This window comes from Pontibacter sp. GD7, assembly GCF_058216375.1.
On sequence record NZ_JBYZMP010000003.1, the window covers coordinates 356,597 to 379,648 of the forward strand.

Genomic DNA, 23,052 nt, shown 5'->3' on the forward strand with positions numbered 1-23,052 from the left:
TACAATTAAACCATTTAACAATCAACAATCAACAATCACTCATCCACTCATCCAAACTCTTTAACTTTTTAACTCAAAAACCCCTATCTTTCCGGCTATTCTTGCTTACAGAGATGCTAAAGAACTTGCTTTTTAAGCTGCTACATGGGGCTGGCTATTACTTTCGGTATACTTCGGTGCTGCACCACCCTGGCAAGCAGGTGATGGCGCCGAGCCTGGTATTGCAGTTCGATGAAAAAGAGCGGGAGTTTCTGGAGCAGTCGGCGGAGAGCTTTAACTATAGCATAGATTACAGCCTGGGCTACCGAACCAAGGCGCAGTACCTGGTGCACCTGCGCGATGTTGTGTTTTTAGGTAATTCAGGGGCGGTTGCACAAGAGGGTAAAGTTGTGGTAGAGTCGGTGTTTGATGTGAGCCGGCTGGCGAAGTCTCCGGCTTTTAAGACACCAGCCTTGCTGCTGCCAAAGTATAAAAAAGGACTTTACACGTCGGTGCTGCACCTGCCCTGGGCCGAGAATAACAATTACCACTGGTTTTTCGACTGCCTGCCGCGTTTATACTTCCTTTTAAACACGGTGCAGGAGAATTTCAAGGTGATCACACGCCCAGATCTGCCGCCATACCAGCTGCAAACACTCCAGTTTATACTTTCCGCTTACCCGCAGGCAGAGGTGGTTTTTATAGGCAAGCATAAGAAGTGGCACTTGGATGAGTTTATACTTCCATCGTTTATGTCTAACCCACAGAGCGGTTACCTGCCTCAGCCGGTTAATAACTGGTTGTGCGAAAAGATCTGGCAGGGCTATGGCATTGTTCAGGGTAATCCGAAAAAGCGTATTTACATCAGCAGGGCCAGGGCCAAAACCCGCCGTGTGCTAAACGAAGCAGAGCTATTGCCTATACTTGCCAAGTATGGTTTTGAAGTAGTTCGCCCCGAGGAAATGACTTACCAACAGCAGGTACAGCTATTTTTCGATACCGAAGCGGTTGTTGCCCCACATGGTGCCGGTTTAACCAATGTACTTTTCTCGGAGCAGTGCAAGGTATTAGAGCTGCATCCGGCCAACCTCATCAAAACGCATTATTTTCTATTGTGCAAAGGCCTTGGGTTTGAGTATGATGCGGTTATGGGTAGTGCTGGCGATAGGCTGGAAAATTATATTGTGGATGTGCAGGAGGTAGAGAGGTGGCTAGGTTATTTTGATAAATGAAATCGTATATTTAACTATAATTTGCTGGTATAGAAACAGCATTAATAACTTCGCACATAGTACTCATAACCGTATGTTTACGCTTTCCCGGTAGTTGTGGTGCATTAAAACTATAGAATGATTAGAATACTGCTGGTTTTAAGTTTGGTCATCATTGCCTTTAGTGAAGGCTATGCCCAAGAGTATAAACTAAAAGGTAAGATTGTTCATGGGCAGTATTTTGCTCCTATAGGTGGGGTTTACGTAGGCTTCGACTCTACCAGTATGACTCAAACAGATTTAAATGGTCAATTTGAAGTAGTAGCTGATAAACAGCAAATCAACGATACATTAAAAATATTCTTTTTGAGCCATAACAATATTAGGATAATTAACCTCCCTAAAGACAGGGAAATTGACTTAGGTACTATTCCAATCTATGAATACTATTTTGGAATACCTATGGTACATTTTGATTGCGGTGCTTTAGACTTAGCTTGTAAAAGGAAACAGAAGAAGTTTTGGAAAAACTATGAAAAAGAGCGGAAATCATATTTTGACAAAATGGATACTATAATCGGACATTATAGGCTGTCATTAAACGGTAAGCTTTATAAAATAGAAACACCCATTCAATTGATTGATTTAGGAAAACCTGTTGAAAAATAACAATACCACAACACAACCATTACCGTAGCTACGCCACGGCAAAGCCAAGCCCGTTACCCTCACTACCTCCCTCAAATCCCATAGTTCACTAATATCTAGAACCTCAGTACTAAATTATTCCTCCATTATTTCCTGAAAGGCCTTTCATTTAGATCGTCTTACGTAATGCTTTAATGTTTCCGTTTTATACACAGCGTAACCTTAAAGCGATATGGCCCAGAAAAAGATTATTACCGTGTTTGGCGCAACCGGTGCCCAGGGAGGCGGCGTTGCCCGTGCCATTCTAAACGACCCAAACAGTGAGTTTGCAGTGCGAGCCGTTACCAGAAACCCCGATTCTGAAAAAGCCAAAGAGCTGCAAAAATTGGGCGCAGAGGTAGTAGCCGCCGACATAGACGATAAGGAAAGTATGAAACGCGCGCTGCAAGGTGCCTATGGTGCTTACTTCGTTACGTTTTTCTGGGCGCACATGTCGCCGGAGAGAGAGTATGCCGAAGCGAAAAGTATGGCCGAGGCAGCCAAAGATGCCGGCCTGAAACACGTGATCTGGTCTACGCTGGAGGACACTCGCCAATGGGTACGGCTGGATGATGACCGCATGCCCACCCTGCAAGGCAAGTATAAAGTGCCCCACTTCGATGCCAAAGGCGAAGCAGATCATTTCTTTAAAGATCTGAACGTGCCCACCACCTTTTTAAGAGCCTCGTTTTACTGGGATAATTTTATTCATTTCGGGATGGGGCCTAAAAAAGGGGAGGACGGCAAACTATACATTACCCTCCCGCTGGACAATAAAAAAATGGCAGGCATTGCCAGCGAAGACATCGGGAAGTGCGCCTACGGTATTTTTAAGCGTGGAGAAGAAATGATAGGAGAGACGGTAGGAGTGGCAGGAGAGCAGCTTACAGGGCAGGAGATGGCCGAAAAGTTCTCCAAGGCGCTGGGCAAGGTGGTGCACTACAACAACGTATCGCCGGAGACTTTCAGAAACTTTGGCTTTCCGGGAGCAGACGACCTGGGCAACATGTTCCAGTTCTACCGCGACTTCGACGATGTATGCAACAGCATACGCGACGTAAAGCGCTCAAAAGAACTGAACCCCGAACTCAAATCCTTTGATGCATGGCTAAAGGAAAACGCGGGTAAAATACCGGTTGGGTGATAGCTAAGCAGTTGGGCTAGTTCCGTATTCCTCTTGTGGTAAATCATAAATATCTGAAATTAAGGTACATGTCGCAAGTTTAGCGTTAGCGTAACTTGTGACTGTAAATATGCCAGTTTGTAACTGGCGTAAGTATATAAATTACAGGTACGCCAGTTACAAACTGGCATCATACACAACCACCAGTTACCGCTTCGCTCAAACTGGCGGTATAAATGAAGTCAGATTAACCTTTAACAGGCTGTACCAGCTTTTCAATCACATTTACCAACTCCTCTGTTAGCGCTTTTCTTGAAAAACGGCTGTGGTTGATCAATGGCAGGTCCAGGTTCGGGTTGATCTTCCATGCCTTGCTCATCAGGTTCATGTGGTCCAGCATCAGGTCGTAAGCGGTGTAGTGGAACAACCGGCCAGCTCCGCACTCGTCAATGATATGGTCCATGGCAGAGTGTACAGGTCCCAAGGCTACAATAGGCTTGTTGGCTGCCAGGTACTCGAACAGCTTGCCAGGCACATTGGCGTGTTCGGCGTCAGCCTCCGCAATAGACAGCAGCAGCATCGTGCTCTCCATCAGGTACTTGATCGCCTCTTGGTGCGGTACGTAAGGTATAAATTCTGTAATGCCCAGCACACCGGCTTTCCCGATGCGCTTCTTCACTCCATCCGATACCTTGCCCACAAAGCGCAGTTTATAGTTTATCTCGCTATGCGTAGACAGCAAATGCGCTATCACTTTCAGGAAAACATCGATGTTGTAGTTCTCGGTAATGGTGCCGGTATAAGTAATCAGAAACGTATCTTTCGGCGGTTTGGACTCAAAAACGAAATCATCTTCATCGTACCCGTTCGGGATCACATGAATTTTATCAGGGTCTATACTTGCTGGCTTATTCAGGAACAGGCGCTTGGTGTCTTCGCTGGTAACAAGTATGGCATCGGCCTGTTCCAGCACCTGCCGCTCATACTTTTCGTCGAGGCGCTTGGCTAGGGTTGTGTGGTAGAGTTGGTCGTAGTAGTGGATGTTGGTCCAGGGGTCGCGCAGGTCGGCTATCCAGGGCAGGTTATACTTTTGCTTTAGCTTCAAGCCAATTAGCTGGGTAGAGTGTGGCGGACTGGTGGTAAGTATAACTTTATACTTGCCAGACTGCAATAATTCCTCAGCTTTGGCAATAGCATGCTTGTTCCAGCCTACCCGGGCATCGGGTATGAACAGGTTGCCGCGTACAAATTTAAATACTTTGTCCAGCAGTGTATCCTTGGATTTCTGGTTGGCAAAACCGCTGTATGGGATTTCTTTTTTACCCGATAGCTTCTTGTAATACTCGAAAGGCTCTGTGGTTGCAGTGCGGTATACTTCCAGACCTTCGGGCACCTCGTTCTCAAACGTTTTGTCCAGCAGGGGGTAGGAGGCCTGTTTTTCGTCAACGGTAAGTACGGTAGGCTGAACCCCAAACTGGGGCAGGTATTTGCAAAACTTCAGGCCACGCTGCACACCCGGCCCCCCGGATGGTGGCCAGTAATAGGAGATGTAAAGTAAGTCGGTTTTCTTCAAAGCTATTCAGGCTTTCGTTTGTCCCAAATATAGGTATATTCTTACGGTATGCAGCGTATGGGGTTGATTTGGTTGATGGTTGTTGGTTGATGATTGCTAATTATTGATTGTTAATTGTTCATTAGAGGAGTATGCATATCGTAGCCAGCTTTTCGCCTCGCCGGCTAGGCCCTACTTTTTTTCTTGACAAAAAAAGTAGGCAAAAAAGTCAAGACGCTCCAAACTCGCTGAACGCTCAAACAGTGGAGCGTCGTAATGTGCACATGGCTATGGCATTTTGCTTTCAAGTAGAGCTTCTGTAAACGATTGACACACCCCTGCCCCTCTCAAGAGGGGATTTACTTCCCCCGGCCCATCCTTTTGTCGAGGGCCCCTTTCCCCAAAACAAGAGGGGGACTTCTGCTATACCGGGTCAAACCACCCCTGCCCCTCCTTGACCAAGGAGGGGAATTTGGATACTACTGTTTTATATTTTGCTTCCAGTTTCTGAGGTCGCCAGCCAAGAAGTGTCCTTCCCAGCCTTTGCGTTGAGTGCCTTGTGAGATCCGGTGCCACGTTAGTGGCAGCGCGCAAGCGCAGGAGGGAACACAGCGCGATGCGAAAAGGCGAGGCCACGCGGCCTTGAGCGCACCAAAGCCTGAGGTGAAACTGTAGGTATGTATGACTGAGGATTAACACTCGCTAGTTAGATCAGTATAAGTATAAGTATAAGTATAAGTATAAGTATAAGTATAAGTATGGGAATTATACTTTTGCCGCTACCGTTATTCCAATAGCAAAAACCACGAATCCTATTCGTAAATCATCAGTATAATCCTTATTTTTGTAGGTAAATCCAGAAAAAGAGATGTTTGATAATTTAAGTAACAAACTCGACCGCGCGTTTAAAACGCTTAAAGGTCAGGGAAGTATAACCGAGATCAACGTTGCGCAGACCATTAAAGAGGTGCGCCGTGCACTGGTAGACGCCGACGTAAACTATAAAGTAGCTAAAACTGTAACCGACAAGATCAAAGAAGAGGCCATGGGTCGCGATGTATTGATCGCCGTGTCGCCGGGGCAGTTGATGGTGAAGATCGTGCATGAGGAGCTTACTGCCCTGATGGGTGGTGAGAAGCAGGACATCAACCTGAAAGGTGATCCGGCTGTTATCCTGATCGCGGGTCTGCAGGGTTCTGGTAAAACAACCTTTACTGGCAAGCTGGCTAACCATATTAAAAAGCAAGGCCGCCAGGTAATGGTAGCTGCCTGCGACGTGTACCGTCCTGCTGCGATTAACCAGCTTAAAGTACTTGCCGAGCAGGTAGGAGTAGAGGCTTACGCTGAAATGGAGAATAAAAATCCGGTTCAGATTGCCTTGAACGCTATTGAGCACGCCAAGAAGACAAATAAGAAAGTAGTTATCATCGATACCGCCGGTCGTTTGGCCGTTGACGAGGCGATGATGAAAGAGATAGCCGAGATCAAAGCGGCCATCAAGCCAACAGAAACACTGTTCGTAGTTGACTCCATGACGGGTCAGGATGCGGTGAACACGGCCAAGACGTTCAACGACCGTATCAACTTCGATGGCGTTGTGCTTACCAAGCTCGACGGTGACTCGCGTGGTGGTGCGGCCCTTTCTATCCGTGCGGTTGTAGAGAAGCCGATCAAGTTTATCTCTACCGGTGAGAAAATGGAGGCGCTGGACCTGTTCTACCCAGACCGTATGGCACAGCGTATCTTGGGCATGGGTGACGTGATCTCACTTGTGGAGCGTGCCCAGCAGGCTTTTGATGAGGAAGAGGCGAAGCGCATCAACAAGAAGATCCGCAAGAACCAGTTCAACTTCGACGACTTCCTGACGCAGCTGGAGCAAATCAAGAAAATGGGTGATATCAAAGACCTGGTAGGTATGATACCTGGTGTTGGCAAGGCCCTGAAAGATGTTGAAATTGACGAGAACGCTTTCAAACCAATCGAGGCGATCATTAAATCGATGACACCAGAGGAACGTGAAAACCCGGATATGATCAGCGGCAGCCGCCGTGCCCGTATTGCGAAGGGTAGCGGAACGGATATCACGCAGGTAAACAACCTGATGAAGCAGTTTAACGACATGCGTAAAATGATGCGCTCGATGAACAAGATGGCCGGCAAGCGTGGCGGACTGGGCAACCTGGCTAATATGATGAAGCGCTAAGCAAGTAGCTTTTTAGAATAAAAGAGAGGGGCCATACTTTAAAAGTGTGGCCCCTCTCTTTTATTCTGCCAACTGTGTATTAGCGTATTCCTGTTGCAATAGCTCCACTAGTTCAGCACACTCGGCTATGGCTTGCAGGGCATAATGCTTTAGCAGCAAGACATCGTTTTCCTGGAGGGCGCTTGCCATGCGTTCAAAAGTAAATTGAAGTGGCTTGGCCGAAAGCACGGAGATACTGTCATATAACTCAGATAAAGCTGTTCTGGCTTCTGAAAGGTTTTCCGTTTCAATGAGCTGGTGAAGTTTTTCAAGGGCAGAAGGCGTGCTGTCGATATACATTTTAAGTACCTCCTGCAGGAAAAGGGCATTATTACCTGCCATACCCTTCAGGGCTTTGAAGTTAACGCTTACACCTTTATACTTTCCTTCCTTGTGTATGAGCTTCACAATGGCCCTGAACAGGTCATCAGGATCAAATGGTTTGGAGATGTAGGCGTTTGCCCCAATAGCCAGGCTCTTCCTGATCTCATCCTCTGACGTGTGGGCCGTGAGGGCAATAATCGGTACAGTTGTATTGTCTGTGTTCGATAGCCGTATTGTCTCAATAGCTTCATATCCGTCCATTTCCGGCATCTGCATGTCCATCAGGATCAGATCGTAAGGTCGTGCAAAAGCCTTTTCCAAAGCCTCCAGTCCATTGTTGGCAGTGTCTGTTACGGCGCCCCAGTTGGTAAGCACGGTGCGCGTAAGCAGCTGGTTAATTTCATTGTCTTCAACCAGCAGCACCTGCAACCCCGACAAGCGGTTCAGGAACGTGTCTTCTTCTTCCTCTTCAGGGGTTGGCACCAGGTCTTCCGGCTCTGCTGTTACTTTTTTGAACGGGATGGTAAAAGTAAACGAGCTGCCAACGTTTGGCTGGCTGCGCACGGCAATTGTGCCTCCCTGCATCTCCACAATGTTTTTGGAGATGGTTAGCCCCAGGCCTGTGCCTCCAAACTTGCGGGTAGTGTCGTTGCTACCCTGGTTAAAGCTCTCGAATACGGTATGTAGTTTCTCGGAGGGGATGCCAATGCCGCTGTCCTCTACAGTAAACTCCAACACCACTTCCTCCTTCCTGTCTTCAAGCAGGTTTACCATTAGGTGTACAGTACCATTTTCGGTAAACTTAATGGCGTTGCCAATGAGGTTAAGTATAACCTGCCTTAGCCTGAGCGGGTCACCGGCAATAATGGTTGGTACGCCAGGGCTGATGGCTGTTGTCAGTTGGTTATTGCGTTCCCTGGCCTTGTTATCCATCAGGTCCACAATGTCCTGCACAAGCTCCGGAAGGTCAAACTCAAGCTCCTCAAAGGTAAACTGGCTGGCGGATATTTTAGAGAAGTCCAGCAGGTCGTTGATGATTTGCATCAGGTTGTCTGCAGACTTACGGATAGCGGACAGGTACTTCTGCTGCTCCTGGTCGAGGCGGGTCTTGCGCAATACATTGGCAAGGCCGATGATACCGTTCATCGGTGTTCTGATCTCGTGGCTGATATTGGCCAGGAACTGTTCCTTTACGCGCACCGAGTTCTCTGCCAGGTCTTTTGCCTGGATAAGCTCACGCTCGTTCTTTATTCTTTCAGTAATGTCGATCGCAAACCCGGTAACACCGGCAATATTCCCGTCTTCGTCAAACACAGGCACATAATGCGATTTGAAGAAATGTCCGTTCGTTTCATCCACAGACTGCACTACTTCGCCTTTTAGAGTCCGGTTGAAACGGTCAATGATTCTTGGAAAATCCTTGAACACCTCATAAAGGCTTTTACCAAGTATAGCGGCTGGCTTAATTCCGATGATCTCAAAACCCAGGCCGTTGGCATACATAAAGTTACCGCTGCTGTCTGTGTTCCAGAAAGCGGTTGGTGTGTTGGATACCAGGAACTCCAGCTGCGACTGGCTGGTGCGAAGCCTTTCCTCGGTTTGCAGCTTCTGAAGCTCTGCCTGTTTCAGCCTGATGGCATTGCGCACACTGTGCGAGATACCCTCGGGGCTTAGAAGGCTTTTCGGAAGATAATCGGCAGCACCAATGCGTATGGCTTGCGCGGCAATACGTTCGTCGCCGTGGGAGGTAACGATCAGTACAGGCGTGGAAATACCCATGTGACTGATCCTTTCCATCACTTCAAGGCCATCCATGTCAGGTAACCTGAAGTCGACCAGGATACAGTCAAATTTCTCGTCGGCGAGCAATTTAATACCCTCACCGGCCGAGAAAGCCGTAACAATAGTCGCGTTCAGGTTTGTTTTACCCACAGAACGCCTGATAGCCATTTGGTCTACTTCATCATCATCGATAACAAGTAACCGGAGCTGTTCGGTAGCCATCTTTATAGTTGGTAGTATGCGTGTAATGCTTGAAAGTATAAACCTGTATACGCCTGCACTAGCTATAAGCCGGCAAGCCTAGGGCCGCTCACAGAGTTTCCAGTAATTGTTAAGCGTGGATACGGAGGCAATGAACTTCTCAAATGACAGGGGCTTTAGAATATAGCCGGCCACATTAAAGTTATAGGCATTTATTTTGTCGCTGTCCTCATTTGAGGTGGTCATCACAAAAACGCTGGCGCTCTTAAAGTCTTCATCGGCGCGTAGTTCCTTCAGAAACTCGATGCCGTTCATCTTGGGCATGTTAATGTCCAGGATGATAATATGCGGGAAAGGCACCTGGCCGGAGCGTAGCATCTCCAGTGCCTCTAAACCATTGCGTGCAATAAATAATGGGTTGCTGATGTTGTTTTTCTTGAATGCCCGCCGAACATTCATAATGTCAACCTCGTCATCCTCAACCAGCAGGATGTTCACCTGTTTTTCCATAAAAGCTTAATCTTGAGATATGTTTGTGGCGCTTACATGTTTTGGCCACGTAAATCTAACTGTAAGCCCGTTTTCATTGTTGTGTTCGGCACGGATTGAACCCTGCACAAATTGGATAATTTTTTTTGAAATCGCTAATCCTGCACCAACTGTATCGTGGGCATCTTTGGCAGATACGGTGTAGTATAAGTCAAATATTTTGTCCAGTGCCCCAGCCGGTACACCCTGCCCGTTGTCTGCAACTGAAAATTCGTAAAACTCCGGATCGTCGAAGTTGCAGGTAATCAAAACAGATGAATGTTCCTTTTTACTGAAGGTGGCTGTATTGGCTACCAAATTACGGAAAACATCGTGTAATTTCTTCTTATAAGTATAAAATTCCGGCAATTTTCCGGTGGCCTGTACGTTAACCTTGCCATCAAACTCTTTTGCCAGGCTGCGTATCAGTTCATTGGTGTCGGTTTGTTCCTGTTCAATGTCGTGCCTGCCCACCCTAGAGTAGCGCAACAGCGCCTCGATCATGTGCTCCAGCCTGCTGGCCCTGTTCCGGAGCAGGCGGATATTCTCTATGACGTCCTCGTTGGTATTATCTCCCAGATCCTCCTCGATCCAACTGGAAAGGTTGGAAATAGCGCGGATAGGGGCTTTAAAATCGTGCGATACGATGTAGGCAAACTCATCGAACTCTTTTTTGAGTTGCTCTAACTGTTCCGGGCAGTTCTGCTCACGCATCATGGTAGTGGTTTTATGATACTAACTGAGTGTGGGTACTGTAACGCTGGCTGGTCTCGGTTTCTGTGCCTTTTGGCCAGCAAAAGATAAAGGTGCTGCCTTCGCCCTCACCAGACTCCAAGCGTATGTAGCCACCCTTTTCCTCCAGGATCTTCTTTACAATGGCCAGCCCAATGCCTGTGCTCTCACGCTTATCCCTGGACTCCATGGTCTGGAAAATACCGAACACCTTCTGATGATACTCCTTCGGTATACCAGGGCCGTTGTCCTTAACCCAAAACTCATTGCCAGTAGCCTGGGGGGTAAATCCAATCTCTATTACTGGCTCAGGCTTGTCGTTGTACTTAATGGCATTGCTGATAAGGTTGGCAAACACCTGGTATATCAGGATCCGCTCAGCTACTACCTCCGGCAGGTCTGGCTGAACAATAATTTTAACATGCTCTTCCGGTGACAACGAATCAATGATCTCGTGTACAAGCTGTGTTGTGGCGAAGTGGTCCTGAGGTAGTTTTTTTCGGCCAATGCGTGAGTACTCAAGTATGCCGTTTATCAGGTTCTCCATGCGTAGCACACGTCCGCGCATCAGCTCCAGGTTATGCTTTACTTCCGGGTCAATGTCAGGCAGGTCTTCTTCTATCCACTCGGCCAGGCTGTTTATTGCCCTCAGCGGAGCCTTCAGGTCATGGGAAACCACATACGCGAACTGGTCCAGCTCATGGTTTTTCTTTTGCAGCGCGGCAAAGTTGTCGTTCAGGCGCATGGCCATGATGTTTAGCGAGTCCGAAACCTGGCTGATCTCATCCTGACGGCTGTCTTTTAACGCCACATCGAAATGGCCCATGGCGACTTCGTTTGCCATTTTAGACATCTCAGAGAGCCTGCCACGGATTGTTTTGGCAAGCAGTATCACCACTATGATGCCGATAAGTATACTTATCCCCGTTAAAATGACGGACAGGTTTCTTGTGCTGGCAATAGACTGGTTAAGATTGTTCATGCGGGCCTCACGCTGCAGCAGTTCCTGGTGCTCAAATTCCATAAACTGCTTCCTGATCTGATCGGTTATGCGTTTGCCAACACCTTTGCGTACCACGTTCTCTTTAAAGTCCAGGAACTCGGGCATGTGCTCCGGCGATGCAAGCGCCCTGCGCTGTACCCGGATAGACTGCTCTGCAAAAATACGCTGCCACTTGTTAAAATCGTCGTCAATGCTGTTGATGATCCTTAACTGATCTTCGTCTGTAACGAGTTTGAGGAGTTCTTTGCGCTTTAGCTCATAGGTATGCTTACCCCGGTAATAGGGAGCCAGGAAAGCCTCGTTATCAGATATCTGGAAACCACGGACACCGGTTTCGGCATCTATCACCGCTTTGTTCATACCCTCGGCTGCACGCAATGCCTCTGATGAGGTAAGGGCCAATTTGATGTTCTCCTCTACTTTCCCGGATTGCCTGACATAAGTAAAGGTCACGAAAGAGAAGATCAGCAGGATAGAGGCAAAGGCAAGGTAAATTTTGGGTACTAGCTTCATCAGGTTAAGTATAAATGCTCACAGATCGTGTTGATCGGAACACGTTACCTGATCTTGCAAAGTGTATGCAATATAGTGCAATTGCACAGTTTAGCAGCAAACACTACTTATTTACTTTTAGTTGCCATACTTTAAAAGCTGTTTTCGCTTCCTCAGGGAGCAACTGTTGCATGGAAATGTGGCGTTGGGTCAGGGGTAATTTTAGCTCCTGGTAGATAAAATCATCGTCGAAACCAATGGCAGCGGCATCCTGGCGTGTGTTGCCAAAGTATACCTGCTTAAGTCGGGCCCAGTAAACGGCACCCAGGCACATAGGGCAAGGCTCGCAGCTGGTGTATAATTCGCAGTCGGGTAGTTCAAATCTGCCCAGGGCCTGGCAGGCCTTTCTGATGGCGTCCACTTCGGCGTGTGCGGTGGGGTCGTTTGAGGAGAATACATTGTTGTAGCCCCTTGAGATTACCTGGCCGTTGCAAACCACAACGGCTCCAAACGGACCTCCGAAACCCGCCTTCATTTTCTCTTCGGACAGACGGATAGCCTCTCGCATAAATTTCTCATTTCCCATTCTATGCCAATACAAACATGATGATGCCTTGATAGATACACGTAAAATGCCACGGGGGTTTGAATGGGAAAGCTGTAAACAGGAAAAGCCCATACTACATTTGTGCTGTCACTGCATACTCGTAGAATGGGCTATTGCTATTTTCCAGGTCTTCAGGGTGATATGTAAATATAATAAAAATTATTTTGTTTTTAATAATTACGATGTTGTTTGTTGAGGGTTATGTTGTATTGAGTTGATTATCAGTGAGTATATGTGTTTTTGTCAGGGAATGATATCTTATGCCTAGCCTATGCGTAATAGAACTTAGTTAAACCAAAAGCTATAAAACTATGAGAAAAATATCCATGTGGTTAAGTATGCTGCTCTTAGTAGCCATGTTTAGCGGATGCTCCGGCACAAAAGAAGCCGAAATGGAAACAAAAGATGAACTGGCAGACTTCAGAAGTTGGGTTCGAAACACAACCTCTAACTTAGCGCAGAAAACCGAAGAGGACTGGAAACGTGCCAAGTCGGATTTTAAGATGCGCACAGACGAACTGGACCAGGTGCAGGATAATTTTACAGCAGAGGTAAAAGAAGAGTACAAACAGCTGAAGCAAGAGTTTAACGATGCTGACACGCGCTATATGGAAGCGCGCCATGAGAGCAGTATGGTAGAGTGGCAGAGTGCACTCCTGGGGCAGTATGCAGATCTTAGCACCATAACCAACACCAACGTGCGTGAGGCTTACATTACCTTTATGGAGAATGTGCGCAAAAACAAAGGCACTTGGTCTAACCAGGACTGGAAAATGGCCAAAATGGTGCTGGAGTCTTTAAATAACCGAAGAAAAGAACTGAATGATGTTTCCACGGAATCAGAAGTGAAGATAAAGGCCTTGCAGCTGGAGTTCACAACCCTGGAAACAGCTGCTGACGTGGGAGACGACAACTAAACTATAATTCGGCCCTCCCTGGCATCACCATAAAGAACCGATGTGCCCAGCGTATGCCGGTAACCGCTCAGCCAGGCAAGCAGGCTATCAAACTGGTGCCAGTTTGCAGGCAAATGGGCCAATGGAAAAGGCAACAAGTCCTGCAGTGCTTCTGTGAAAACAGGTAGTGCTGCAGGACTTTTTTTGTAGCCTTGCAAATGGCTGAACAATAGCTTGTTTAGTTGGCTGGGGTAGGTTTCCAGGACCGCAATACCTGTCTCTGCCAATCTGGCCCTGAACTGTATGGCCCTGGCGGTGAGCCCACCAATAAACATCGGCGACATGGCCTGCACTTCTCTGTCGCAGGCTCTGTAGAAGTACGCTGCTTCAGGAGTGAAAACACCCTGGCTGTATACTTTTGGCAGGCTTAAAGGCGCATCAATATATATGGCCTTTGGATGGAGGGTAGATGCAAGTTCGAGAATCCACGCATCCGCATCCTGGCCTCGCTGTGTTTGGCTTACCTGTAGCTTCCCGTCTTTCACAAATGCGGCGGCAGTGGTTCCGGCCAGTTTAGAACCATAGTCAATCCCGATGATCTGCGCTGCATCTTGCATGCTTTAACTATTTAAAACTACCTACCATGTTCTTGTAAAGTCTTGTGGAATCCCAGTAACCACTGGCAATTATACGCCTGATTGTGTAAAGTGGATCCTGTTCATCCCGTTTTGCTGCCAACTGGAAAGCGGCCGTCAGGCCATGGTTACGGAGTTCGGGTATGGCTTGCTGGTTCCAGAGGCCGAAGGGGTAGGCAAAGTATAAAACCGGCTTACCTGTTATCTCCTCCAACACACGCTTTGGTTTTGCCACTTGCGTTTCCCAGTCGTTGCCCTCGTATTTTTTTACGTTGTGGTGGTCCCAGGTATGGCTGCCGATCACGTGTCCCTTATCCGAAAGTTCCTTTACCTGCTCTCTGGTCATGTAGCGTGGCCTGTTAAGTGATACCGTCATGATAAAGAACACAGCCTTAAAGTCATGCTTTTCCAGCTCAGGCAAGGCGGTGGTATACTGGTCCAGATTGGTGTCGTCAAAAGTAAGCATGACGGGTTTTTCGGGTAGCGGGGCACCTGTGGTTAAGTAGGCTATCAGTTGGTCGGGTAGTATGGTCTGGTAACCGCTATCTGCAAGCATTTGCATCTGCGCTTTAAACCGCTCTGTCGGCACAATATAATCCCTGGCCTGTTTGGAGTCGGAGTCGCGCCAGTCGCGTACCTGGTGGTAGCAAAGTATAGGTACCTGCGGCCTGGCAAGTATAGTGGCGGCATCTGCGTTCAGGTTTATACTTTCCTCATTGTCAGGTTCAGGTGTTGGCTCAGCATGAGAAACCGTTACGGGTTGTAAAGTATCGGGCAGTGTGTCAGGAGTAGCTGCCTGCACTGTTTTCAGCTCATTTGTGCTTGCTTGTTCGCAGGACGAAAAAAGTATGGCCGAGCAGATGGAAAGACCAAGGCAGGCAATTGTATAAAAGGTACGCATACGAATGTAGTAAGAGCATCAATTTACTTATTTATACTTTGCCTGAGAAAAGGAGGGAGGTGTTTTTTTCTAAAATTTACAGGAGCTTCCGAAGCAGTAGCATTTCCAGGTTCACCTGCATAAAGTATAACCTGACTCCAGTGCTATTAAACGTAAACAAAGTATATTTTTTGTTGGGCAATGATGTACCCCACAGTAAATGATACTTTCACCAAAATGGCAAGTTCACCTTTGTCTGGCAGCTTGTGCAGCTTGTGAAACCTCAAACGGGTAAGTCAACTCGTAACCCGAACAAAGAAAAGCTTAATCAGCAGTATACTTCCCCTCCACGTTTTCCATGTACTTTTGGCCACTGCCCGTGTTCAGCAACAGGATATGCTCCTCTTTACCGATATCCCCGCATTTGATGAGCTTGCGGGTTGCCATCCAGAGCGCAGCACCTTCCGGGGCTACAAACAGGCCTTCGTTCTTCGCTAACTCACGCAGTCCTTCCAGCATTTCCTGTTCGGTTATGCCTATTGCCAAACCCTGCGACTGCTTTATTACTCGCAGCATCATTTGCTCACCGATGGGGCGCGGCACGGCAAGGCCGTTTGCAATGGTAGGCTTACCGGTATAGGTTTTACAGTTTTCCTGGTTGCCGAGGTACGTTTCTACAAGCGGCTGGCAGTTTGCGGCCTGCACGGCTATCATGCGGGGCAGTTTTATACTTTTGTGCAGCCAGCCCAATTGCCGCATTTCCTGAAAGGCCTTCCAGATGCCGATCAGGCCGGTTCCGCCGCCGGCAGGATAAAGTATAACATCGGGCAGGTACCAGTTCAGTTGCTCTGCAATTTCATAACCCATTGTTTTTTTGCCTTCCAGCCGGTATGGTTCCTTCAGCGTGGACACATCTAGTAAACTGCCTTTAGCGTTCAACTCTTTTGCACGGGCAGCACAGTCGTTTATCAGCCCATCCACTAGCTGTACATCGGCACCGTACCAGTAGCACTCTTCTTTAAAGGCTTTCGGCGTATGTCTTGGCATCACTACAACGGCTTTCATGCCGGCCCTGGCGCAGTAGGCAGCCATGGCAACACCCGCGTTTCCGGCAGTAGGTACAATACAGCCTTTCACGCCAAATTCTTTGGCTTTGGATATAGCCATACTTAGTCCCCTGCTTTTGAAGGAACCTGTGGGGTTCTGGCCTTCGTCTTTCAATTTTAAGCGGCTAAGGCCATACTTGCCTCCAAGGTTTTGCAGGTTTAGGATAGGTGTGAACCCTTCGCCAAGGCTAACGATATTTTCATCCGAGATAACGGGCAGCATTTCGCGGTAGCGCCACATGGTGGCTGGCCTGGAGCTTAGTACACTTTTATACAGTGGGTCCGAGTAATCAAATTTTGCTTCAAGCGGCAGCTGGCAACAGGTAGATACTAACTGAGGGTCTTCGGCGGCATGTTCGGAGCCACAGGCTGAGCAGGAAAGATGGGAGATGCGGCTAAGGGTGTGTACTGACGTGATCATGGCAATGTTTTTTTACTAACCTTTACGGCAAGTAAGTCTTTTGCTATGACTAAAATAAATGCAGATTCGGAATAGGCTATTCCATTTTGGAATACTGTCTTTTGATAAAACGGATAAACTTTTTCTGCAGCACATCGCTCTCGGTGCCTTTGCGCTGCAGAAAGTAAAAGGATCGCTTTACCTGCAGCCCGGACACAGGCACTTCCACCAACTCACCAGACTGAAGCTCTTTATGCACGGCTGGCCTTGGCAAAAAGGAAAGGCAGGTGTCAGCCCTTACAAAATTCTTTAAAGCTTCGGTGCCTCCCAGTCTTATCTTTACTGGCAGGTTGCTCAGCTTTACACCTTTCCTGCGCAGGGCATCCTCCAACGACTCCAACGTGCCTGATCCATGTTCGCGGAGGGCCAGGGGGAGTTCGTACAAATCCTTTAGCTGAAGTGTTTTGCCTGCCAGCGGGCTCTGCGACGAACATACGCCGATCACCTCATCGGTCATGAAAGGGGTGTACGTCACATTGCTCACCTTTGTCAGGCCCTCGCTGATGCCAAGGTCGATCTCGTGCTCCAGTAATGCCTTCAGGATGTTTTCGCTGTTACGGTTTTTAAGCGTTATCTGCACATTGGCGTCCTGGTCAAGGTACTTCGAAAGCAGGGGAGGCAACACATACAGCGATATAGTGGTGCTGGACCCGATAACCATGCGTGACTGTGGGCTGAAGTCTGAACTGACGCTTTTAATGTCTTCGTAGAGTTCGTGCTGCAGTTGGCGGGCCTTCAGAAGTTTCTGGTAAAGCAGTTTGCCGGCAGGCGTAAGGCTTACGGTGTTTCCGTGCCGCTCAAACAGGCCCACTTTATAGTGCTCTTCCAGTGCCTTAACATGCTTGCTTATGGCGGACTGGCTGATATACAGGCTTTGGCTGGCCCTGGTGAAGCTCAGCTCCCGGGCAACCTCAAAAAATATGTCATGGCGATGGGACAGCATGCGGTATTGGGAGTATAAAAGGGTTAGAGGCCTTATTGTACTAATTTACAAACTGTTTCCGGTTATAAGTTATACTTTCCTGGGTTTTTAGTTTTCTTTCTTATGATTACATCCCTTTGGTGCCGCTGTCCAAAAACCTCTGCAGGGGAGGGGCGTACCTAATAAAGTAGACCTGTGAGATTGCAGGTATAAAATCAAGGAATTAAAAGTATAAAGCTATGTCTGACAACAAGAATAAAAACAAGGAGCAAAAAGGAAACAAACCAGCAAGCAATGCCAACGCCACGCACGTGCCTAAAAACGCCTCAAACACGGCAAACTATAAAGGCGCCGTAGATTTGGGCACAAAAGGCACCAAGGCAACTGCCAGCCAACAGCAGGGGCAGGGCGCCTGGAACGCTAAAAACAAAGGCGAGCAAACCGACAAATAAGTATAACCATAAATAAACAGAAGCGGCGCTACAGTTAACTGCAGCGCCGCTTCTGTTTTTAAGATGTCAGCCTTAATCGTTGAAATGGTACAGGAACGTTACCACCCCTGTAAACGCAGGCTTTTTGTTGTCCTTTATCTCCATGGTAACCTCTATCTGGGCCTTGGCTATGCCGCGCAGGTTTTTAAGCGAAACCAGTTTGGCTTTTAACCTGATGGCACCGTCCACGATAACAGGCTGGTTAAAGCGCAGTTCTTCGATCCCATAGTTTACCTGCATTTTCAGGTTTTTGATCTCGATGATTTGAGACCACAGGTAAGGCAGCAGTGATACAGTTAAGTAGCCGTGGGCTATGGTGTTGCCAAAAGGCGATTCTGTTTTGGCGCGTTCCTGGTCCAGGTGTATCCACTGGTGGTCCAGGGTGGCATCGGCAAACTTCTGGATTTGCTCCTGGGTTATGGTATGGTATTCCGAAACGCCCAGTTCTTCCCCTTCATACTTCGCAAAATCGTCGAAGCTTGTGATGGTTAATTTATTCATACGTTAGTTCGTTTGTTGTTTGTGGCAGTGTAGATGGTACTATACTTGAATTAAAGTATAGGGTTTAAGCTATTTTGTAAAGTTAATGGCTTTTTGCTTTTCAGGAAGAGAAATTTAGGAATTATAAATGCACCCGGCGTTTTGGCCAGAACAAAGTCAGTCAGCTTCTTTGGTGTCCGGAAGTATAAAGTATAAACTTTTGAAAATTGGATATGCCACTGCAGCATGTGCCCGGGCATCGATGCACGAAATAGTATTTCTGTGTTAAGTGTAAGCCACTAAAGTATAGCTCAGCACTATGCTTACAGCGGTTAGATCAAACTGATTCAGGCTTATACTTTATGGCTATACTTACGAGGGGTTATTTCAGAAGCGATCTTCGGATTTGCTGTATCTGCCGTTCGTGGTGGTCGAAGTGGTCCTGCAGGAAGCTCAGCGTTTGGGTAAGTGATAAAGGGCCAACATAAGGATGCTTGAAAAGGCACTTGTCCATCAAGTGTGCCGGCACTTCGTTAAGTACATCCTCGAGTTTATAGCGGTTTGTGTCCCACTGCTGGCGAAGCTTGTGCAGCTGCACTTTATCAGGCACGGTGGCCACAGCAGCCGGGGCTTTATACTTTCTGCCAGAACGCAGGGCCAGTTTAAGCATCAAAGACTTTATCGTATTGGACAGGCCCGAAGCGCCAAGCGTTTCTTCTTTCTGAAGTTTGGATTGTATGTACGAGGTGGTCAGCTTTTCCGATTCTACCAGGTGGTACACGATCTGGTTGATGGACCATTTATCTGTGGCAGGAGCTGTGTTCAACAGTTCATCGTCGAGGCCCTCCAACTCATCAAGCAAGCGGTTCCGGGATTTTTCCAGGCTAAGGTACTTAATTTCCAGTTTCGGATTCATAAGTTCAATATGGCTGTAAGCTGCTGTATTCATGGGCACTTGGTTTACATACTACGGCTAAAGCTACTCATTTTTTCGATTAATGCAACAATGTTTAAAGTTGTTTTTATTGTAAGTGGTTGATATGTAAGGTTATTTGCAAGTATATAGTTTTAATAATAATTGGTTTTGTTCAAAATGGTATTTCTTAATACACAATTTGTGCGTTACTTTGCATTCAGAATTACCTAACAATATGAAAAATAACGATCCGATTGGGCTGGCAGTATCTGATTACATGGCAGGTGAGCAAAATGCAGTGATTATTGTAGAAAGTAACCTGGCAGAAGATGACCATATACCTGTAAACTATCTGTTTAGAGTACCTTCAGAAATGCCGGAAATGGAACAAGTGGCACTTGATAATTGTAAGGGCAGGGTGCTGGACATCGGGGCAGGCGCGGGCTGCCATGCGCTTGCTTTACAAGCGTTAGGCTTTGATGTTACGGCATTGGATATCTCAGAAGGCGCAGTTGCGGCCATGAAAGAGCAGGGAGTGAAACAGGTAGTCCGTCAGGATGTGTATGAGGTATCAGGATCTTACGACACACTTCTATTAATGATGAACGGCATTGGGGTTGCCGGCACCCTAAGTGGGTTGGATCGCTTTCTGGAGCACGCCAAAAAATTGCTGAACTCCTCCGGGCAAATTTTGCTGGAGTCATCTGATATCCTGTACATGTATGAAGATGAAGATGGCTCTGTAGTACTGGACCTGAATGCCGGCTATTATGGCGAGGTAAAGTATAACATGAAGTATAAAACGCAGGAAAGCGGCTGGTTCGACTGGTTGTTCATAGACCCCGCCATACTGGAAGATTATGCGGTTAAGCATGGCTATACGTTTGAAGTGCTGTTTGAAGGCGATGCAGGAAACTACCTGGCAAAACTTACCCTGACATAAGCAAAAGATGCAAATTCGCTATACTTTTAGTAGCTTTAGAAAGACTAAAAGTATAGCGAATGGCCACCACGTCTTACCCTTTTGTGCCTTACCACCCCAAACAGGTTTCTGAGGCAGAAAGCAAAGCAAATGCAACCTCTTTCTACGAGGCTATGGACATGCGCCGTTCTGTGCGCGATTTTTCTGACAAGCCTGTAAGCCGCGAGGTAATCGAAAAGCTTGTGCTCACGGCCTCCACTGCGCCCTCCGGGGCACACAAGCAACCCTGGACCTTTTGCATTGTGTCTAACCCGGAGCTAAAGAAACAGATACGCGAAGCCGCCGAAAAAGAGGAGTATGACAGCTACCATGGCCGCATGACGCCGGAGTGGCTCGAGGACCTGGCACCCTTGGGCACCGACTGGCAGAAACCATTCCTGGAAACGGCTCCCTGGCTTATCATCGTGTTTAAGAAGATTTACGATGTGAAGGAAGACGGCAGCAAGCGCAACAATTATTACGTGTCTGAGTCGGTAGGAATTGCCTGTGGTTTCCTGATCGCTGCCATTCACCAGGCCGGCCTGGCTACATTAACCCATACCCCAAGCCCCATGAATTTCCTGGCAAAGCTGCTGAACCGGCCCGCCAACGAACGCCCTTACCTGCTTCTACCGGTAGGGCACCCGGCTGAAGATGCGCAGGTGCCCGACCTGAAGCGAAAGCCTTTGGATGAGGTAGCTGTCTGGTATACCTGATCAATAGAACCCGAAAGCTTACTTAGTGCATATATCGCTAGCTGGGTATGTATCGTATGAAGGCAATGTAAAGGTTGGCACCGGATGGTAGCTAACTCTGACGCACGCTAAAACACGATATAGATGAATGCCAAACTGAGCTATACCTGGACGCTGACGAAGCGCACCTTTAAAGAATTCATTGCAGATAATCCCCTCGATTACGCGGCCATTATCGGTTTCTATACCATTTTCTCGCTACCAGCCGTACTTATCATCACCATCCGGATAGCTGGAGCCGTGTTTGGGCAGGATGCGGTACGCGGCGAACTGGTGAACCAGATAGGGGGAGTAATCGGTCGCAGCAGTGCAGTACAGATCCAGAACATCATCGAAAACGCAAGCCAGTCGCCAGCCACTACTATTGGCACGCTGGTAGGGGTGGCCACCATGATCTTTACGGCTACAACGGTTTTTGTGGCTTTACAGGATTCGCTTAACGCCATGTGGGAGGTAAAGGCAAAACCAGAGAAAGCCTGGTTGAACCTGATCATAGCCAGGGTTTTGTCGCTGGCTATGGTGGTGAGCCTGGGTTTCCTGCTGCTGGTTTCGCTTTCTATTGATGTGGTGCTCGGAGTCATATACGATTACCTGCGGCAGGAACTTTCGGGGGTTGCCGTATACTTTGTAACCGTTGGCAACATGCTGGTTTCTATCTTGATCAGCATTATCATTTTTGCCGCCATTTTTAAAGTACTACCGGATGCCAAGATCAAGTGGCACAATGTATGGGTGGGTGCTTCGGTTACAGCTATACTTTTCGTTATCGGTAAGTATATACTCACATTATACTTTCAGCACGATCCGCTTGCCGATACCTATGGTGCCGCCGGTTCGCTGGTGCTCATACTTGTCTGGGTGTATTATACATCCATAATTTTTTTGTTGGGGGCAGAATTTACACAGGTATATTCCCGCGCTCACGACAAGGGGATTTTGCCGGAAGAGCATGCTGTTAAAGTTAAAAAGAAAGAAGTGGAGATGGACCCTGATACCGGGGAAGTGGTGGAGAAGGAAAAAGAAAAAGGCGACTCTCTGTGAGCCGCCTTTTTGTATAGGGTTCAAAGCAACGCTTAAGCGTTCTTGTACATTACTTTTTTAACCGCATCAATGGTACGCTCTACGTTTGGCAGCGAAGCCTCGATAAGCGTTGGCGCATACGGAAGCGGCACGTCGCGGCAGGTTACGCGTTTCACAGGAGCATCCATGTAATCGAAGGCATTGCTCTGGATGTGATAAGCGATCTCAGAAGAGATAGAGGCCAGTGGCCATGCTTCCTCAACCACTACCATGCGGTTAGTCTTTTTAACAGACTCTATCAGTGTTTTATAGTCGATAGGGCGAACAGTGCGCAGGTCGATCACTTCCGCGTTGATGCCGTCTTTTGCCAGTTCTTCAGCTGCAGCAAGCACCACCTTCATCATCTTGCCAAAAGAAACGATGGTTACGTCAGTTCCTTCGCGCTTGATGTCAGCAACACCGATCGGGATCAGGTATTCCTCCTCAGGCACCTCGCCTTTGTCGCCGTACATCTGCTCAGACTCCATGAAGATTACAGGGTCATTGTCGCGGATGGCAGACTTCATCAGGCCTTTAGCGTCGTAAGGGTTAGATGGCACCACAACTTTAAGACCTGGCGTGTTTGCGTACCAGTTCTCGAAGTTCTGGGAGTGCTGCGAAGACAACATACCCGCGCTACCGGTAGGTCCACGGAAAACGATAGGGCAGGAGTACTGTCCACCTGACATCGACATCATTTTAGCAGCTGAGTTGATCACCTGGTCAATGGCTACCAAAGAGAAGTTGAATGTCATGAACTCTACGATAGGGCGCAGGCCGTTCATAGATGCACCCACACCGATACCGGCAAAACCAAGCTCGGCAATTGGTGTATCAATCACACGCTCCGGACCAAACTCGTCCAGCATGCCCTGGCTCACTTTATAGGCACCGTTGTACTCTGCTACTTCTTCACCCATCAGAAACACGCTCTCATCACGGCGCATTTCCTCCGACATAGCTTCGCGCAGGGCCTCTCTAAACTGTATACTTCGCATATAAGATGTTTAATTCTCTGTTCAGAGGGT

The 23,052-nt window shown here is 47.7% G+C and carries 22 protein-coding genes; 9 read left to right on the top strand and 13 right to left on the bottom strand.

The genetic code is table 11. The features are described 5' to 3' along the window. The first annotated feature begins 113 nt into the window (after nt 1-113). From AC4BAP_RS07075 to AC4BAP_RS07085, 3 genes are all read left to right on the top strand, one after another. Entirely contained in the window at nt 114-1,211 is a 1,098-nt protein-coding gene (locus AC4BAP_RS07075; RefSeq protein ID WP_490581921.1) for a glycosyltransferase family 61 protein, read from the top strand. A gap of 117 nt (nt 1,212-1,328) precedes the next feature. Further along, a complete protein-coding gene (locus tag AC4BAP_RS07080; protein ID WP_490581922.1) occupies nt 1,329-1,859 on the top strand; it encodes a hypothetical protein in 531 nt (176 codons plus the stop codon). A 211-nt stretch (nt 1,860-2,070) separates the two neighbouring features. Then, nucleotides 2,071-3,021 (top strand): NmrA/HSCARG family protein, encoded by a 951-nt coding sequence (locus AC4BAP_RS07085; RefSeq protein WP_490581923.1) that lies wholly within the window; start codon nt 2,071-2,073, stop codon nt 3,019-3,021. A 226-nt stretch (nt 3,022-3,247) separates the two neighbouring features. Here AC4BAP_RS07085 and AC4BAP_RS07090 read toward each other — a convergent pair whose 3' ends face one another. Beyond that, complete coding sequence (locus tag AC4BAP_RS07090; protein ID WP_490581924.1) at nt 3,248-4,573, bottom strand: glycosyltransferase family 4 protein; 1,326 nt, start codon at nt 4,571-4,573, stop codon at nt 3,248-3,250. A gap of 847 nt (nt 4,574-5,420) precedes the next feature. On the opposite strand from AC4BAP_RS07090, the gene ffh reads away from it, so the two are divergent. Continuing rightward, a complete protein-coding gene (ffh, locus tag AC4BAP_RS07095) occupies nt 5,421-6,755 on the top strand; it encodes a signal recognition particle protein (protein ID WP_490581925.1) in 1,335 nt (444 codons plus the stop codon). Between the two features lie 60 nt (nt 6,756-6,815). Here ffh and AC4BAP_RS07100 read toward each other — a convergent pair whose 3' ends face one another. From AC4BAP_RS07100 to AC4BAP_RS07120, 5 genes are all read right to left on the bottom strand, one after another. Beyond that, nucleotides 6,816-9,122, bottom strand: coding sequence for a response regulator (locus tag AC4BAP_RS07100; RefSeq protein ID WP_490581926.1), 2,307 nt, complete (start codon nt 9,120-9,122; stop codon nt 6,816-6,818). A 78-nt stretch (nt 9,123-9,200) separates the two neighbouring features. After that, nucleotides 9,201-9,611, bottom strand: coding sequence for a response regulator (locus AC4BAP_RS07105; protein WP_490581927.1), 411 nt, complete (start codon nt 9,609-9,611; stop codon nt 9,201-9,203). Nucleotides 9,612-9,617: 6 nt separating this feature from the next. Then, on the bottom strand, nt 9,618-10,346 hold the full coding sequence (locus tag AC4BAP_RS07110; protein ID WP_490581928.1) for a sensor histidine kinase: 729 nt from the start codon (nt 10,344-10,346) through the stop codon (nt 9,618-9,620). A gap of 10 nt (nt 10,347-10,356) precedes the next feature. Beyond that, complete coding sequence (locus AC4BAP_RS07115; RefSeq protein ID WP_490581929.1) at nt 10,357-11,877, bottom strand: sensor histidine kinase; 1,521 nt, start codon at nt 11,875-11,877, stop codon at nt 10,357-10,359. A 103-nt stretch (nt 11,878-11,980) separates the two neighbouring features. After that, entirely contained in the window at nt 11,981-12,442 is a 462-nt protein-coding gene (locus tag AC4BAP_RS07120) for a nucleoside deaminase (RefSeq protein ID WP_490581930.1), read from the bottom strand. 332 nt (nt 12,443-12,774) lie between these two features. On the opposite strand from AC4BAP_RS07120, the gene AC4BAP_RS07125 reads away from it, so the two are divergent. Further along, a complete protein-coding gene (locus tag AC4BAP_RS07125; RefSeq protein ID WP_490581931.1) occupies nt 12,775-13,380 on the top strand; it encodes a hypothetical protein in 606 nt (201 codons plus the stop codon). Here AC4BAP_RS07125 and AC4BAP_RS07130 read toward each other — a convergent pair. The 4 genes from AC4BAP_RS07130 to AC4BAP_RS07145 form a co-directional block, all read right to left on the bottom strand. Further along, entirely contained in the window at nt 13,377-13,976 is a 600-nt protein-coding gene (locus AC4BAP_RS07130) for a DUF429 domain-containing protein (protein ID WP_490581932.1), read from the bottom strand. The two genes, AC4BAP_RS07125 and AC4BAP_RS07130, sit on opposite strands and share 4 nt — an antisense overlap. A gap of 7 nt (nt 13,977-13,983) precedes the next feature. After that, complete coding sequence (locus AC4BAP_RS07135; RefSeq protein ID WP_490581933.1) at nt 13,984-14,895, bottom strand: polysaccharide deacetylase family protein; 912 nt, start codon at nt 14,893-14,895, stop codon at nt 13,984-13,986. A gap of 303 nt (nt 14,896-15,198) precedes the next feature. Next, nucleotides 15,199-16,401 (bottom strand): threonine synthase, encoded by a 1,203-nt coding sequence (locus AC4BAP_RS07140; RefSeq protein ID WP_490581934.1) that lies wholly within the window; start codon nt 16,399-16,401, stop codon nt 15,199-15,201. A 76-nt stretch (nt 16,402-16,477) separates the two neighbouring features. Continuing rightward, nucleotides 16,478-17,383 (bottom strand): LysR family transcriptional regulator, encoded by a 906-nt coding sequence (locus AC4BAP_RS07145; protein ID WP_490581935.1) that lies wholly within the window; start codon nt 17,381-17,383, stop codon nt 16,478-16,480. A 218-nt stretch (nt 17,384-17,601) separates the two neighbouring features. Between AC4BAP_RS07145 and AC4BAP_RS07150 the strand changes: the two genes are divergently transcribed. Next, nucleotides 17,602-17,814, top strand: coding sequence for a hypothetical protein (locus AC4BAP_RS07150; RefSeq protein ID WP_490581936.1), 213 nt, complete (start codon nt 17,602-17,604; stop codon nt 17,812-17,814). Between the two features lie 72 nt (nt 17,815-17,886). Here the strand turns inward: AC4BAP_RS07150 and AC4BAP_RS07155 are convergent, their stop codons facing one another. Beyond that, nucleotides 17,887-18,354 carry a MaoC family dehydratase gene (locus AC4BAP_RS07155; protein ID WP_490581937.1) on the bottom strand — a complete coding sequence of 156 codons (468 nt, stop codon included), beginning with the start codon at nt 18,352-18,354 and terminating at the stop codon, nt 17,887-17,889. A 361-nt stretch (nt 18,355-18,715) separates the two neighbouring features. Then, a complete protein-coding gene (locus AC4BAP_RS07160; RefSeq protein WP_490581938.1) occupies nt 18,716-19,282 on the bottom strand; it encodes a DinB family protein in 567 nt (188 codons plus the stop codon). A gap of 202 nt (nt 19,283-19,484) precedes the next feature. Between AC4BAP_RS07160 and AC4BAP_RS07165 the strand changes: the two genes are divergently transcribed. From AC4BAP_RS07165 to AC4BAP_RS07175, 3 genes are all read left to right on the top strand, one after another. Beyond that, nucleotides 19,485-20,192 (top strand): class I SAM-dependent methyltransferase, encoded by a 708-nt coding sequence (locus AC4BAP_RS07165; RefSeq protein ID WP_490581939.1) that lies wholly within the window; start codon nt 19,485-19,487, stop codon nt 20,190-20,192. Between the two features lie 59 nt (nt 20,193-20,251). Next, entirely contained in the window at nt 20,252-20,926 is a 675-nt protein-coding gene (locus AC4BAP_RS07170; RefSeq protein ID WP_490581940.1) for a nitroreductase family protein, read from the top strand. Between the two features lie 123 nt (nt 20,927-21,049). Then, nucleotides 21,050-22,006, top strand: coding sequence for a YihY/virulence factor BrkB family protein (locus AC4BAP_RS07175; protein WP_490581941.1), 957 nt, complete (start codon nt 21,050-21,052; stop codon nt 22,004-22,006). Nucleotides 22,007-22,038: 32 nt separating this feature from the next. Here AC4BAP_RS07175 and AC4BAP_RS07180 read toward each other — a convergent pair whose 3' ends face one another. After that, nucleotides 22,039-23,022, bottom strand: a complete 984-nt coding sequence (locus tag AC4BAP_RS07180) for a pyruvate dehydrogenase complex E1 component subunit beta (protein ID WP_490581942.1) — start codon at nt 23,020-23,022, stop codon at nt 22,039-22,041. Nucleotides 23,023-23,052 lie beyond the last annotated feature (30 nt).